This window comes from Pseudofrankia coriaricola (assembly GCF_032027725.1).
GTDB lineage: Bacteria > Actinomycetota > Actinomycetes > Frankiales > Frankiaceae > Pseudofrankia.
On the sequence record NZ_JASNFO010000001.1, the window covers coordinates 175,319 to 188,817 of the forward strand.

Annotated in this window: 11 protein-coding genes; 5 read left to right on the forward strand and 6 right to left on the reverse strand. The window is 72.1% G+C overall.

What is annotated here, in order from left to right; genetic code table 11:
* Nucleotides 1-82: 82 nt before the first annotated feature.
* The 4 genes from helR to QOZ89_RS00750 all read left to right on the forward strand — a co-directional run bounded on the left by helR (nucleotide 83) and on the right by QOZ89_RS00750 (nucleotide 5,504).
* Nucleotides 83-2,251 carry an RNA polymerase recycling motor ATPase HelR gene (gene helR, locus QOZ89_RS00735; RefSeq protein ID WP_071049409.1) on the forward strand — a complete coding sequence of 723 codons (2,169 nt, stop codon included), beginning with the start codon at nucleotides 83-85 and terminating at the stop codon, nucleotides 2,249-2,251.
* Nucleotides 2,252-2,379: 128 nt separating this feature from the next.
* Nucleotides 2,380-2,892: an NADPH-dependent FMN reductase gene (locus QOZ89_RS00740; RefSeq protein ID WP_071049410.1), complete on the forward strand. Its 513-nt coding sequence runs from the start codon at nucleotides 2,380-2,382 to the stop codon at nucleotides 2,890-2,892.
* Nucleotides 2,893-3,214: 322 nt separating this feature from the next.
* On the forward strand, nucleotides 3,215-4,348 hold the full coding sequence (locus QOZ89_RS00745; RefSeq protein WP_241841801.1) for an SPFH domain-containing protein: 1,134 nt from the start codon (nucleotides 3,215-3,217) through the stop codon (nucleotides 4,346-4,348).
* 25 nt (nucleotides 4,349-4,373) lie between these two features.
* Nucleotides 4,374-5,504 carry a TFIIB-type zinc ribbon-containing protein gene (locus QOZ89_RS00750; protein WP_071049412.1) on the forward strand — a complete coding sequence of 377 codons (1,131 nt, stop codon included), beginning with the start codon at nucleotides 4,374-4,376 and terminating at the stop codon, nucleotides 5,502-5,504.
* A gap of 84 nt (nucleotides 5,505-5,588) precedes the next feature.
* On the opposite strand, the gene QOZ89_RS00755 is transcribed toward QOZ89_RS00750, so the two are convergent.
* Nucleotides 5,589-5,918, reverse strand: coding sequence for a hypothetical protein (locus QOZ89_RS00755; RefSeq protein ID WP_312622675.1), 330 nt, complete (start codon nucleotides 5,916-5,918; stop codon nucleotides 5,589-5,591).
* Entirely contained in the window at nucleotides 5,915-7,162 is a 1,248-nt protein-coding gene (locus QOZ89_RS00760) for an aminoglycoside phosphotransferase family protein (RefSeq protein WP_312622676.1), read from the reverse strand. The genes QOZ89_RS00755 and QOZ89_RS00760 overlap by 4 nt, the downstream gene beginning before the upstream one ends.
* 199 nt (nucleotides 7,163-7,361) lie before the next feature.
* Here QOZ89_RS00760 and QOZ89_RS00765 point away from each other — a divergent pair, with 199 nt between their 5' ends.
* The gene (locus QOZ89_RS00765; protein WP_071049415.1) at nucleotides 7,362-8,159 is read left to right on the forward strand and encodes an ArsR/SmtB family transcription factor; all 798 of its coding nucleotides are present in this window, start codon (nucleotides 7,362-7,364) and stop codon (nucleotides 8,157-8,159) included.
* A 92-nt stretch (nucleotides 8,160-8,251) separates the two neighbouring features.
* Here QOZ89_RS00765 and QOZ89_RS00770 read toward each other — a convergent pair whose 3' ends face one another.
* The 4 genes from QOZ89_RS00770 to QOZ89_RS00785 form a co-directional block, all read right to left on the reverse strand.
* Nucleotides 8,252-8,704 (reverse strand): nuclear transport factor 2 family protein, encoded by a 453-nt coding sequence (locus QOZ89_RS00770; RefSeq protein ID WP_071049416.1) that lies wholly within the window; start codon nucleotides 8,702-8,704, stop codon nucleotides 8,252-8,254.
* A 237-nt stretch (nucleotides 8,705-8,941) separates the two neighbouring features.
* Nucleotides 8,942-9,898, reverse strand: coding sequence for an esterase/lipase family protein (locus QOZ89_RS00775; protein WP_312622677.1), 957 nt, complete (start codon nucleotides 9,896-9,898; stop codon nucleotides 8,942-8,944).
* A 411-nt stretch (nucleotides 9,899-10,309) separates the two neighbouring features.
* Nucleotides 10,310-11,671 carry an MATE family efflux transporter gene (locus QOZ89_RS00780; RefSeq protein ID WP_312622678.1) on the reverse strand — a complete coding sequence of 454 codons (1,362 nt, stop codon included), beginning with the start codon at nucleotides 11,669-11,671 and terminating at the stop codon, nucleotides 10,310-10,312.
* A 385-nt stretch (nucleotides 11,672-12,056) separates the two neighbouring features.
* Nucleotides 12,057-13,409, reverse strand: a complete 1,353-nt coding sequence (locus QOZ89_RS00785) for a sensor domain-containing protein (protein ID WP_312622679.1) — start codon at nucleotides 13,407-13,409, stop codon at nucleotides 12,057-12,059.
* Between the last annotated feature and the right edge of the window lie 90 nt (nucleotides 13,410-13,499).

The following is a 13,499-nucleotide window of genomic DNA, read 5'->3' on the forward strand; positions in this document are numbered from 1 at the left end:
GCAGGGACGTCGAACCGCTGGGGCGAGCCGCGGTGCGGTCGCGGGCACTTGTCGCGGGCGGCCTTCGACCGGAGCTGATGGCGTGAATCCCCTCGCTACCAGCGCGTTCGACCTGCCCGACCGCCTCGCCGCGAAGGCCGAGCCGGCGCTGATCGCCGGCGACGAGCAGCACTTCGCGGCCATCGCGGAAAGCCTCGAACAGTCGATCGCCGACCTGTCCGACCGTCTCGATGCCGAGCGTCAGGCGCCCGGCGGCCTGGGCCAGGCGGCGATGGACCGAGACCTGGAGATCCACCGGCTGACCGCTCGCCTGCGCGTCCTGCGTCGCTTCGGTCTCGACCTGTGCCTCGGACGCATCGTCAGCGCGGACAGTCCCGAGCCCGTGTACATCGGGCGGCTTGGCCTCACGGACAGCGCGGGTCGTCGGCTGCTGCTCGACTGGCGGTCCCCAGCCGCCGAGCCGTTCTTCGGAGCGACTCACGCCAACCCGATGGGTCTGGCGAGCCGCCGCAGGTATCGCTGGATCCGCGGCCGGATCAGGGACTACTGGGACGAGGTGTTCACCTCCGACGGGTTCGAGGGGCACGCCGCGCTCGACGACCAGTCCGCCTTCATCGCCAGCCTGGGCAGCAACCGGACGGACCGGATGCGCGACGTGCTCGGCACCATCCAGGCCGACCAGGACGCCATCATCCGCGCGGGATCCCGCGGCGCGCTCGTCGTCGACGGCGGCCCGGGCACGGGGAAGACCGTCGTCGCGCTGCACCGCTCCGCCTACCTGCTCTACTCCGACCCCCGCCTCGGCCACCACCGGGGCGGCGTGCTGTTCGTCGGCCCGCACCAGCCCTACCTGGCCTACGTCGCCGACGTCCTGCCCAGCCTCGGCGAGGAGGGTGCGCAGACCTGCACCCTGCGGGACCTCGTCGCCGAGGGATCCGCGGCGGCGATCGAGACCGACCCGGCCGTGGCCCGCCTGAAGTCGTCCGCGGACCTGGTGAAGGCGATCGAGACGGCCGTCAGGTTCTACGAGGAGCCACCCGCCAAAGGGATGACGGTCACGGCCGACGGGTCCGAGATCTCGCTGAGCGCCGGTGACTGGGCCGAGGCGTTCGAGGCACCCGATCCCGGTACGGCGCACAACGACGCGCGCGACCTGATCCTGGCGGAGCTGCTCACGATCCTGACGGACAAGTACGACGGCGACACCCCGGCGCACCTGCTGCGCAGGTCGCTGCTGCGCAACAGGGAGCTGCTCACGACCCTCAACAACGCGTGGCCGCTGCTCGAGGCGGCCGACCTCGTCGGGGACCTGTGGTCGGTACCTGCCTACCTGCGCAAGTGCGCTCCCTGGCTCACCCCCGACGAGGTGCGGGCCCTGCAGCGCCCGGATGCCCAGGCCTGGACGGTGTCCGACCTGCCGCTCCTGGACGCGGCCCGCCAGCGGCTCGGCGACCCGGAGGCGTCCCGACGCAGGCGTCGGCAGCACGCCGCCGCCGCCGCCGAACGCGAGGGCAGGGCCAGGGTCGTCGACAACCTGATCGACGTCACCGGCGACGAATACGGCGTGGGCCTGGTGACGATGCTTCGCGGCGAGGACTTCCAGGACGCCCTGGTCGACGAGACGGCGCTACCCAGCACCGACCCGGACCTGCTCGCCGGCCCGTTCGCGCACATCGTCGTGGACGAGGCCCAGGAACTGACCGACGCGGAGTGGCAGATGCTGCTGCTGCGCTGCCCGTCCCGGAGCTTCACCATCGTGGGGGACCGTGCCCAGGCCCGGCACGGGTTCACGGAGTCGTGGCAGGAGCGGCTCAGGCGGGTCGGGCTCGACCAGGTGAGGCTGGCCTCCCTGAGCATCAACTACCGGACGCCGGAGGAGGTCATGGCGGAAGCCGAGCCGGTCATCCGGGCCGTGCTCCCGGACGCCAACGTGCCGACCTCCATCCGCGCCGGCGGCATCCCTGTCGCCCACGGATCCACGTCTGATCTGGGCTCGATCCTCGACGCCTGGCTCGCCGCGCATGCCGACGGGATCGCCTGCGTCATCGGCACTGGTGACATCGAGGACGCAACCGTCCGGGCGACGTCCCGCGTCCGGTACCTGCCCCCGGAGCTGTCGAAGGGGCTCGAGTTCGACCTGGTCGTCCTCATCGACCCGCAGGAGTTCGGCGAGGGCATCGAAGGAGCGGTCGACCGCTACGTCGCGATGACCAGGGCGACCCAGCAGCTCGTCATCCTCACGAGTTCCTGACATCAGCTGGGAGCTCGCGGGGGCAGCAGAGCGCGCGCCGCCTCGGCGACGGCCGGCGGCACGAGGTACCAGGATGATGCTCGCGGCCGGCGGACGACCAGAGCTGACGACCAGAGAGGACTACCGAGATGACGACGCTGAGTGTCGTGGTGGGCAACCCGAAGGCCGAGTCGCGGACGCTTGCGGTCGCCGAGGCGCTCGCCGACCGGCTCCGCCCGCTGCTCGGTGCCGAGAAGGGGCTGCGGCTGGACCTCGCCGAGCACGCCGGCGACGTCTTCACCTGGCCGCACCCCGGGCTCGACGCCCTGACCGAGCAGGTGGCCGCAAGCCGCTTCCTCGTCGTCGCGAGCCCCACCTACAAGGCCGCCTACACGGGGCTGCTCAAGGCGTTCCTGGACCGGTACCCCACCGCCGGGCTGCGGGGGGTCACCGCGTTCCCCGTGTTCACCATCGGCTCGCCGGCGCACACGCTCGCGGTCGAGTTCACCCTGCGGCCGCTGCTGGTCGAGCTCGGCGCGAGCGTCCCCACCCAGGGGCTGAGCTTCCCGACGGACGAGCTGCCCCGGCTCGACGAGATCCTCGACGGGTGGCTGGAGCGCAACCGGCCCGCGCTGCCCGCGGTCGGCTCACCCAGCCGCTAGAGGGCCAAAGGGTGTGCGAAAATGATCTTCCTTCGCACACCCGGCGGCCGTTGTCCCCAGGATCACTGACGAGCTGACGCGCGCGCCACAATCGCGGCCGGCCGGGCGCTGGCCAGGGACGATGACGCGGGTGGCTGACGCGGGTGGGCTGGGTCGGGCGCGCTGTCCGGAGCAGGACACGTCGCGACCGGCCCGGCTCGGGGCCGCTAGGGTACCGCCACGAACGTGTACGCATCAGGCGTGGCGACTGGTGCGACAGCGCCGTCGGCGGGACAGCGCCGCCGGTCGGCCAGAGCTAAGGGCGGCGGCAGACGTGGGGCTGATGGACCGGGTCCGCGGCGAGTTCATCGACATCATCGAATGGACCGATGACAGCCGGGACACCATCGTGTGGCGCTTCCCGCGCTACGAGAACGAGATCAAGATGGGCGCCAAGCTCACCGTCCGCGAGTCGCAGGCGGCGGTGTTCGTCAACGAGGGGCAGGTCGCCGACGCCTTCGGGCCGGGCATGTACACCCTCGAGACGCAGAACATGCCCATCCTGTCCACCCTCAAGGGCTGGAAGTACGGGTTCCACTCACCGTTCAAGGCCGAGGTGTACTTCGTCAACACCCGGCAGTTCACCGATCTCAAGTGGGGCACGCAGAACCCGGTCATCGTCCGGGACGCGGAGTTCGGCATGGTCCGGCTGCGGGCGTTCGGCGCCTACTCGATCCGGGTGGTCGACCCGCCGGCGCTGCTGCGCGAGCTCGCCGGCACCGACCCGCAGTTCCGCACCGAGGAGGTCTCCGAGTTCCTGCGCCAGCTCATCGTCGGCCGGCTCGGCAACGCGCTGGCGACCTCCGGGGTGCCGGTTCTGGACATCGCCACCCGCCAGGACGTGATCGGCGCGACGCTCGGCGAGGCGCTGACCAAGGAACTCGCCGCGGTCGGCATCGCGATCCCGAAGTTCGTCATCGAGAACATCTCGCTGCCACCCGAGGTCGAGGAGGCCATCGACAAGCGCAGCCAGATGGGCATTCTCGGGAACCTCAACCAGTACACCCAGTTCCAGACCGCGCAGGCGATCGAGGCGGCCGCGAACAACCAGGGCGGAGCGGGCGAGGGCCTGGGTATCGGCCTCGGCATGGCGCTCGGTCAGCGCGCCGCGGGTGGCATGCCGCAGCCCGGCTACCAGCCCCAGCAGGGATACCCGCCGCCCGGCTACCAGCAGCCGCCGGGCGCGCCGACGCCACCGCCCCTGCCGCAGGCCGCGCAGTGGTTCATCGGTGTCGGCGGCCAGCAGCAGGGCCCGTTCGACGCGGCCGGCCTGGCTCAGCGGGTCGCGGCGGGCGAGCTGCGCCACGACACGCTGGTGTGGAAGGCCGGCATGGCCGCCTGGACGGCCGCCGGCCAGGTGCCCGAGGTCGCGCCGCTGTTCGCCAACGTCCCGCCGCCGCTGCCGCCGCAGGCCTGACGGCGCCGGCCCGGGAGCCAACACGATGACTGAACCGACGTACCAGCAGGCTCCGGTCGCCGCGACGACCTACCCGTGCGGTGGCTGCGGGGCGCGCCTGGAGTTCGCGCCCGGTTCGACCGGCATGCAGTGCCCGTACTGCGGGTTCCGCCAGGAGATCGCCGCGGGCGGCCGGGAGATCCATGAGATCGCGTACGGGGAGCTGGCGACGCTTCCCCGCAAACCCGTCGGCAGCATCGGGGCGTATGTCTTCGTCTGCCAGCGCTGCGCCGCGAGAACCGAGACGAACGAGACCGCCAGCGTCTGCCAGTTCTGCGGGGCGCCACTGGTGATCGACGCGGCGGCGTCCGGGCAGATCGTGCCCGAGGGCGTGCTGCCGTTCGCCCTCGACCGGGCCAAGGTCCGGGATGCGATGCGTTCCTGGGTGAAGTCGCGGTGGTTCGCCCCCTCCGGCCTGAAGAAGGTCAGCGAGACCGAGTCGATGAAGAGCACGTACGTCCCGCACTGGACGTTCGACTCCCAGACGGTCTCCGACTACAGCGGCCAGCGTGGCGAGCACTACTGGGTGACCGAGACATACACGGACAGCGAGGGCAAGACCCAGACGCGCCGTGTACAGCGGACCCGTTGGCACCCGGCGGGTGGCACGGTCAACCGGGCGTTCGACGACGTGCTGGTGCCGGCCAGCGCCGTGCTGCCGCCCAAGAAGGTCGACGACCTCGCGCCGTGGCCGGTCCAGCAGGCACAGCCCTACCAGCCGGAGTTCCTCGCCGGGCATTTCGCGCTGCGCTACGACGTCGAGCCGGAGAACGGCTTCACCGAGGCGCGGGGCAGGATGGCGCCCGTCATCGAACAGGACTGCCGCCACGACATCGGCGGTGACGAGCAGCGGGTCACCTCGGTCAACACCCGACACAACGACGTCACCTTCAAGCTGATGCTGCTGCCGGTGTGGATCGCGACTTTCATCTACGCGGGCAAGAACTGGCAGATCCTCGTCAACGGCCTGACCGGCGAGGTCCACGGCGAGCGCCCGTGGAGCAGGCTGAAGATCGCCCTCGCCGTGATCGCCGTGCTGGTCGTCGTCGCGGTCGTCGTCTACTTCGTGGCCGGCCACGGTCACGGTTCCGGCAGCGCCGGGACGACGTCCGGTTAGCGGCACTCGAACGGCTCGACGCCGCCCGCTCGCGCGCGGCGTCGAGCCACGCTCGGTGCGTAGGTGACCGGGGCGCGTGGATGATCAGGCGGCCGCGACGAACGTCCAGACCTGGGAATCCGGTGTGGGAGACAGCCCGGCCCGGTAGTCGGCGTGCACGGTGACGGCGGTGAAGCCGGCCTCCCGAAGCAGGGCGGCGAACCCATCCAGGTCGTACCGCTGGAGGCTGAGGTTCTGTAGCTCGGTCTCGACCAGCCGGCCGTCGCGCGAGCGCTCATAGCGCAGCCAGCTGGTCACGACACCCTCGTCCGGATGCGCCGCGGGAACGGCGCTGAGCGTCAGCAGGTCGTCGCCGAGACACCAGTGGTTCAGCGGCCCCGGGCGAGTCGCCCGCCCGTTTCGGCCGCCGGTCATGCTTCGGCCGTGGTGGCCACGGCGGTGGCGTGGCGGAGCGCCGCGCGAACGGTCACGGCCGGGTCACCGGCGTGGTACACGCGCTCGCTGGGCTCGATGTTGTCCAGGAACTCCTGGTACCGGACCGCGTAGGAGAGGTGGCCGAGGGGCTCGGCGACGGCCAGCGCGCGGGCCGGGTCGCTGCCGGGCAGCGCCGTCCGCCAGGCCGTCACCCACGTGTCGGTGGCGTGCGCCCGTAGCTGGCGGTCGGCCAGGAAGTCGCGGACGCGCAGGCCGTCCAGGACCGGGTTGCCCAGGTGGCTGTCGGCGAAGTCGAGGATGGTCGTGCGCCGCCCGTCCGATCTCCAGTTTCGCGGGTGCAGGTCGCCGTGCACGACGGTGTCCGGCAGCCCGCAGGCGGCCAGCTGGGCGACCAGGTCTGGCAGGTGCCCGGTGAGTTCCCGGGCGGTGGCCAGCTCGTCGGGAGTGAGCTCGTCGGCCGCCTCGCCGTCGAGCAGTTCGGCGGCCTGGCCGATCAGCGCCGGCATCGTCCGGTCCGGCAGGCTGCGGGGTATCGCCGCCGGGTCGCGGGCCAGCACCGCCTGGGCGTTCACCAGCCGGCTCACCGCCGCGTGGATGGCGACCGGCGACTTCTCCCACGTGTCGGCGCCGGGCGCGTGATCCAGCAACAGGCGGCCGCCGACGGAGTCCGCCGCGATCACATCCGGTACCAGCTCCGCGTCCACCCGCCCAAAGGCGTCGATCACGGCGGCCTCGGGAGCGGCGAACGGGGGAGTGGCCTTCAGCCAGACCGGCCCGCGCGCGGTCGGGAACCGGAACAGCCCCGCCAGGTTCCAGGTTCTGACCTGTTCCGCCGGCCCGCTTGCCGGCCGGCCCGCGGCGCGCAGCGCCGCCCGCGCCCAGTCCAGGATCTCGGCGAGGCCGACCGACGTCGCCCAGTTCGCCCGCAGCGGGACCGGGCGGACCAGCTCGTCTGGGTCGCCCGGCCAGGGCGCGAGCCGCCGGGCCGCGGGCCGGCCGAAGGCCTCGACGTGGTAGCGCACATGCCCGTCCCGGGCGCCGTCACTTCCGTCGACGCCCAGCAGGCGCAGCACCATCACCGGCACGCCGAGCTCCCGGCGCAGCCGGGCGACGACCGGCTCGACGTCGGCCCACCACGGCGTCGCTGCCGGGTAGGGCCCGCAGGTCCCGAGGCAGTCGCCGCCCGCGGTCACCACCGCGCTGAACGTCCGCCCCCGTGTCACCGGCCCAGTGTCACGGCTTCCCGATCATCCGGGCAAAGCATTTTCGGCGCGGTGCCATCCTCCGGCCCATGCCGTGACCGTCCGGCACGGCCGGTGTCGCCGATGCCGCTCGCGCAGCCGTTCGCCCGGCAGGACGTGGCCGGTCGTCGCTTGACGTTATGCAGGCAGATACCTGCATAATTGCGGTGTGGATGCGGACATGGTGTTCAAGGCCCTCGCGGACCCGACGCGGCGTCGCCTGCTCGACGTCCTGCACGAGCGGGCTGGCCTGACTCTCGGCGAGCTCTGCGACGGACTGGAGATGCGCCGCCAGTCGGTCAGTGAGCATCTGGGCCTGCTGGAGGCGGCCGGTCTCGTCACGGTCGTGCGCAGCGGCCGGCGCAGGCTCCACTACCTGAACCCCGTGCCCATCCACGACATCCGGACCCGATGGATCTGGAAGTTCGAGGAGTCCAGCCTGGGCTTTCTCGACCAGGTCAAAGCCCGAGCTCAGGAGATCACGATGATCGAACCGGTTCCCGCCTACGTGTACACGACATACATCCACAGCACGCCCGACGATGTGTGGCGGGCGCTGACGAGCCCGGATCTCACCGGCCGGTTCTGGGGCCACGCCCAGGTCTCCGACTGGGCGGTGGGCAGTCGTGTCGAGCACGTGCGGGTGGACGGCTCGGATGTCGTCGACGCCGTCGGCAGGGTGCTGGAGGTCGCCCCGCCGTTGCGGCTCGTGTTCGGTTTCGACACGCCCACGCGCTTCGACGACCCGACCTTCGAGCCGTCCGTCGTCACCTTCACGATCGAGCCGTACGCGGAGATCGTGCGCCTGACCGTCACCCACACGAACCTGCCCGACGCCGCCGGGCGTGAGTCGATCTCCCTCGGCTGGCCGGCCGTCTTCGCGAACCTCAAGACCCTGCTGGAGACAGGCGACGTCCTCCCACAGGACCCCTGGACGATGCACGCCCCTGACCGCGAGAGGACCATGCAGGGCAACTGAGTCCCTGCCGGCCGGTCATCGTCACCTGGCGAGGCCGGGGAAGCGGTGACCGCCGACCGCGAGGAAGGGGCCGGTGTGGAGGGCCGCCGGCGTCAGGAGCGGAGGGACCTCAGCGGAGCCTCCCAGTCGGGGCTGCCTCCGGTGGTGAGCATGCGGACGAGGTGGAAGGCACGCCTGCTGATGCGCCAGCCGTCGGCGGTGCGGACGAGGACGTCGTCGTAGCTGCCGATGACGTCGATGAAGGCGTTCGGGTCGTCCGGGCGGATCATGAGGACGGCGTGCACATAGGAACGGGCGGTCGCCCGGTCGCCGGCCACGTCGATGACCAGGTTCGACAGCTGGTGACGCGTGTCGCCCATGTCCCGGTGGGCCGCGGTCATGTAGTCCGTGATCGCGTCGGCGCCGGAGAGGCGCAGCCCGTAGTCCGCCTCCACGTCGTCGGTCCAGCAGGTCCGGAACAGCGTCCAGTCCCGCTGGTCGATCCCGGTCGCGTACCGGATCAGCACCTCGCTGATCTGCGCATGATCCTCCCGTAACCCGTCCACCGCCCGCTCTCCTTCGGTTCGTGGCCCGCTCGCCCGGCCAGGTCGTCCACCTCGTCGGCCCACCACACTCCACGTGACACCGCGCCGGTCGCAAGCGATATCGGTGCCCGCGGCGCGAGAACCGCGAGAACCGCGGGAAGCGCCAAAACCGCGAGAACCGCAAGAACCGGCCGTCCCGGCCATGGCCGTCTGGGCACGGCGTGGCCGGGACGGCGGGGGCGCACAGTCAGGGCGTGGTCAGCCGCCGATGGCGGGGAGGACCGGGACGCAGATCAGCGGCCTCGGGTGCTGGGGGTCCAGCGCGTTCTGGACGTGGCGCAGCGCCACCCGGTCATAGGCGACCGAGATGTGGTCGGAGCCGTCGAGGATGCAGCTGTCCTGGAGGGTGATGTTCCGGACGTTCGGGCCGGGCAGGAATGCCGAGGTGTAGGGGGTGACGATCTCGTCGTAGCGAGTCTCGATCACGGTGTAGCGCACGCCGGGCCGGGTGCCGCCGCCGGCGTTGAGGGCGGTGAGGAACGGCGAGCCGGCGATCTGCTGGGTGCACGACTGGCAGATCGACTCTATCGGCCCGGTGAGGCCGAAGACGTCGGCGAGTTTCGTCAGGCCCAGGAGCGTCGTGCCGTGGTTGGACGGCGCGAGCCCGATCAGGGCGTTGACCTTCGCCTCTCCGCCCAGGTTGTTGATGTAGTAGCGGGGCAGCATCCCGCCCTGGGAGTGGCCGACGATGTCGACCTTGGACGCGCCGGTGGCGGCGAGTACCTGGTCGACGAAGGTGGCGAGCTGCGCGGAGCTTTCCTCGATGGGCCTGGTCCCCTGGAGGTAGTCGGTCGGCGAGGCGCCGCCGATGTTCGGGGCGAACACGCAGTAGCCGTCGTTCTTCAGCAGCGGCGACAGTGCCTGCCACTCGTTGGTCTTGTCCGCCAGCGTTCCGTGGACGAGGACGACGGGCCGCGGGTGCGCGGCGCTGGGCCGGCAGGAGAAGTCGTTCGCGCCGGGCGGGTCGGCGTTCGGGTGCGCCAGCGAGATGACGACCGCCGCCGGGAAGTTGTAAATGACCGGGAGGGGTGCCGCGGCCGACGCGGGCGCGGCCGTGGCGACGGCGCCGGTCACCAGGCCGGCCGTCAGCAGGGCTGGCAGCGCGGCGAGCGCGGTGCCGCGGGTTAATCGGTTGCGGAGACGGGTGAGCTGCACGGGACTACCTCCTTGGTGCCGCCGCCGGTCTGCTCCGTGTGCCTGCCGGGCCCGGGCCGGCTGAGATCGGAGAGGGCGGGTGGAGATAGTTACCTACTGGTAGGTAGGCAATGCGACAGAAACGTCGCCGTTACGGCTCGAATCTTGAATGTGGCGGCTGTGCGCGCTATGGACGGTCGTGAGCAGGCAGGGAAACCCGCTGGTCGGCCATCCGCGGGCCTCTCGTCGCGCAACGATCATCAATGGATGGCACTTCAGTTCTGGCACTGAGGTGTCGACCGGCCATCGCCATTGCCCGTGTCCGGGGGTGGCGACCGTGCCGGATCTCGCCGGAATGGCGCGGACGAGGTTTCCTCACCCCCGAGGCCGTCCGTCCGCGGCGGGAAGGCCGGGGCGGATCGGGCCGATCCGTCAGCGGGTGGCACCGGCGACGAGCCAGCGACTGCCGCGGACGCGCAGGCCGAGGGTGGCGGCGCGGGCGGCGAGGTAGCCGCCCGCGAACGCGCCCATGAGGCAGCCGACGCCCGTCGCGCCGCTCGGCCGCCACAGCAGGACCGCTCCCGCCAGCACGGCGAACACGGCCAGGTTGAGCAGACCGGTCCAGGCGAGGTAGCGGTTGTCGCCCGCGCCGATGAGGACGCCGTCGAGCACGAAGACCAGCCCGCTCAGCGGCGCGGTGGCGGCGAGCACCAGTACCGCGGGAACGACCAGTTCGGCGACGTCGGCCGCGTTGGTGAAGGCCGGGCCGATCACCCAGGCCAGGGCCGCGAACACGGCCCCCAGCGCGAGGCCGCCGCCGATCCCCCAGGCGACACAGCGACGCAGCACGACGCGCGCGGCGCCCACATCGCCGGCACCGAGCCGGTCGCCGACGAGCACCTGGGCGGCGACGGCGAGGGCGTCGAGGGCGAAGACCGCGGTGAAGTACAGCGTCATCGCGATCTGGAACGCGGCGAGCTCGTTCGAGCCGAGCGCGGCCGCGACATAGGTGACGAGCAGCAGGGCGGCGCGCAGGCTCGCCGTGCGCAGGAGCAGCCAGAACCCGGTATGCGCGCCGCGCAGCACGCCGACGAGACGGGGAGCGCCGCTCGCCCCGACGCGGCGCGCATGGCGGGCGACCATCACCAGGTAGGCGGCGACCATGCCCCACTGGGCGAGGACCGTGCCCACGGCCGAGCCGGCTATGCCCCAGCCCGCGCCGTAGATGAGGGTGCCGTTGAGTACCGCGTTGGCCGCGAAGCCCGCCCCCGCGACGACGAGCGGGGTGCGGGTGTCCTGCAGGCCGCGCAGCAACCCGGCCGCGGCGTAGACCAGCAGCATCGCCGGCAGGCCGGCCATCGAGATCCGCAGGTAGACGGACGCCTCATGCGCCACCGAGGCGCCTGCCCCGAAGGCGCGCAGCAGCGCCGGGGTCACCCACCAGCCGACGGCGGCCAGGGCCACCCCCAGCGCCGTGGCCAGCCACAGCCCGTCGATGCCCGCGGACACCGCGCCGCGCAGATCGCCGGCGCCGCGCAGCCGGGCGACCGTCGGTGTGGTCGCGTAGGCGAGGAAGACCATGAGCCCTACGGCAGTCTGCAGCACCGACGCCGCGAGGCTCAGGCCGCCGAGGGCGGACGCGCCGAGATGGCCGACCATCGCGGTGTCGGCGAGCAGGAACAGGGGTTCGGCTATCAGCGCGCCGAGCGCCGGGGCGGCGAGCGCGACGATCGCGCGGTCGAGGCTCCGGTCCCCCCGCCCCTCAAGGGAGCCAACGGAGCCTTCCGACGTCACCAGCGCACCTCCGAGGGCCGGCGAGCGTCCAGCCGCAGCGGTGACCGCCGCCGCGTCCGTCGGGCACGCCGCCCGCAAACGTAGCTCCGCCCGCCGGGCCGCTGCCCGTAATGTCCGTCACCCAAGCGACAGCCGGCCGCGGAGGACGAGATCGCCACGGGTGACAAAAAGTGATATCACTTAGTGGGTGCGGTACGGGCAGGGATCTGGCCATACGCCTGATGGAAGGAACCGCGCGATGCCGTTGGGATATCTGGTGGCCGTCGTTCTGATCGGGGGCGCGGTGCTGGTCGCGCTCGCTCCGCCGCGCCGGCCGCCGGGCCTGGCAAGGTGACCTATCTGAGTTCGTGGCGCAGCTGCGCGCCGTGTCGTCGAGCCCTGTCGTCTACGCCGAGCTGCCCGGCGGCCAGCACGCCCTCGACCTGTTCCACTCGCCCCGCTTCGAGGCCGTCGTCGACGGGATCGAGGCGTTCGCCGCCTGGGTGCGGGTGCGCAGGTCGAGCGAGCCGCTGGACCGCGAGACGTCGATCCCTCCGTCGCCGGTCCGCGCCGTGACGGGGCCGGTGGTGTCGGTGACGCGGACAGAGCCGCCGCCGGTCCGGAGCGAGACAGGGCCAGCCACGCCGGAGACGTCGACGGACCCGTCCCCGGTGCGCAGCGTCAGCCGGGCGCCACGCGGAACCGTCAGGGCGTAGTTCACCGCGCACTGGTCGAAGATTCCGCCTCGGCAATGGGCGGTGAGCGCCACGCCGCCGTCCGCGGTCGCCTCGCCGGCGACAGCCGGGGTGCGCAGCGCGTAGTGCTCGGTGTAGGCGACACCTACCTGCGTGTCGTCGCCGGTTACGACGTGGATATCGCCGGCGCTCGTGGTCAGCGTGATCGGCCCGCCGTTCCAGGAGTAGCGCGCGGTGTGGTGCGCGCTGGTCTGGGCCATCAGCCCGACGAAGTCAGCCGCGTTGAAGGACGCGACCGCGAGCACGACCGGGAGGCCGACGGCGAGTACCGCCGCCCTACCGGCGGTCAGCCGCATCGGCGCGCCGCCCGGGTGGCCGGCGCCGGCGAGCGCCTCGCCCCGCCCGTCCCGCCTGCCCTGCCCGGACAGGAGGCCCCGGCTCATCGCCGCGGCCGCCGCGCCGAAGCCGTACGCAAGTGCCAGGCCGACGATGCCCACGACGAGCCCGGCGACGCACAGCAGCCAGGCCGTCGGTGTGTCGGTGACGTGCAGCAGGAAGAGGTTCGCCCGCTGGCCAGGAACGCGGTGCAGCCAGGCGGGCATCGACAGCAGTGCGAGCGACACCCCCCACGCGGACATCGTCAGCGCGAACGACAGCGTCGCGACCACCCACCGGACCAGTAGGTAGGCGACAGCCCGCCAGGTGGTGGCGTCCCGCAGCCGCGCCCTGAACCCGCGCGGCGCCGCCGGCGACGGCCCGAGCTCGACCCCGAGGAAGAGCCCCAGTCTGTGCCGCTCGAACCCGGCCAGGCCACGAGCGACGACGCCGAGCAGCAGGAAGAACGGCAGCGCGAGCCAGATCAGCGGCACCAGGCCGACCGACAGCGCCAGCAACGGCACCGTCACGACAAACCCGACGAGGCCCACCACCAGGTCGACCGGCGGCAGCACGACTCGCAGCCCCAGCCGCAGTAGGCCGCTCCCCCATGGCCGATCATCATCCTCCCGCGGCCAGCCGTCCCATTCCGTCGTCTCCGCGGGGCCGGCGAGGCCAGTCGGTGCCACGTGCGCGTCCACAACGATCACGCTAGGCGGGAGGCGACCGCCATCCCATCCAGCCGCCCCCCGAACCCGAACGGGGCCTAGGCCCACCTC

Coding starts and splice junctions, on each gene's coding strand:
- QOZ89_RS00750 (WP_071049412.1), top strand. CDS start 4,374: ATGACTGAACCGACGTACCAGCAGGCTCCGGTCGCCGCGACGACCTAC.
- QOZ89_RS00765 (WP_071049415.1), top strand. CDS start 7,362: ATGGTGTTCAAGGCCCTCGCGGACCCGACGCGGCGTCGCCTGCTCGAC.
- QOZ89_RS00755 (WP_312622675.1), bottom strand. CDS start 5,918: ATGACCGGCGGCCGAAACGGGCGGGCGACTCGCCCGGGGCCGCTGAAC.
- QOZ89_RS00740 (WP_071049410.1), top strand. CDS start 2,380: ATGACGACGCTGAGTGTCGTGGTGGGCAACCCGAAGGCCGAGTCGCGG.
- QOZ89_RS00745 (WP_241841801.1), top strand. CDS start 3,215: ATGGACCGGGTCCGCGGCGAGTTCATCGACATCATCGAATGGACCGAT.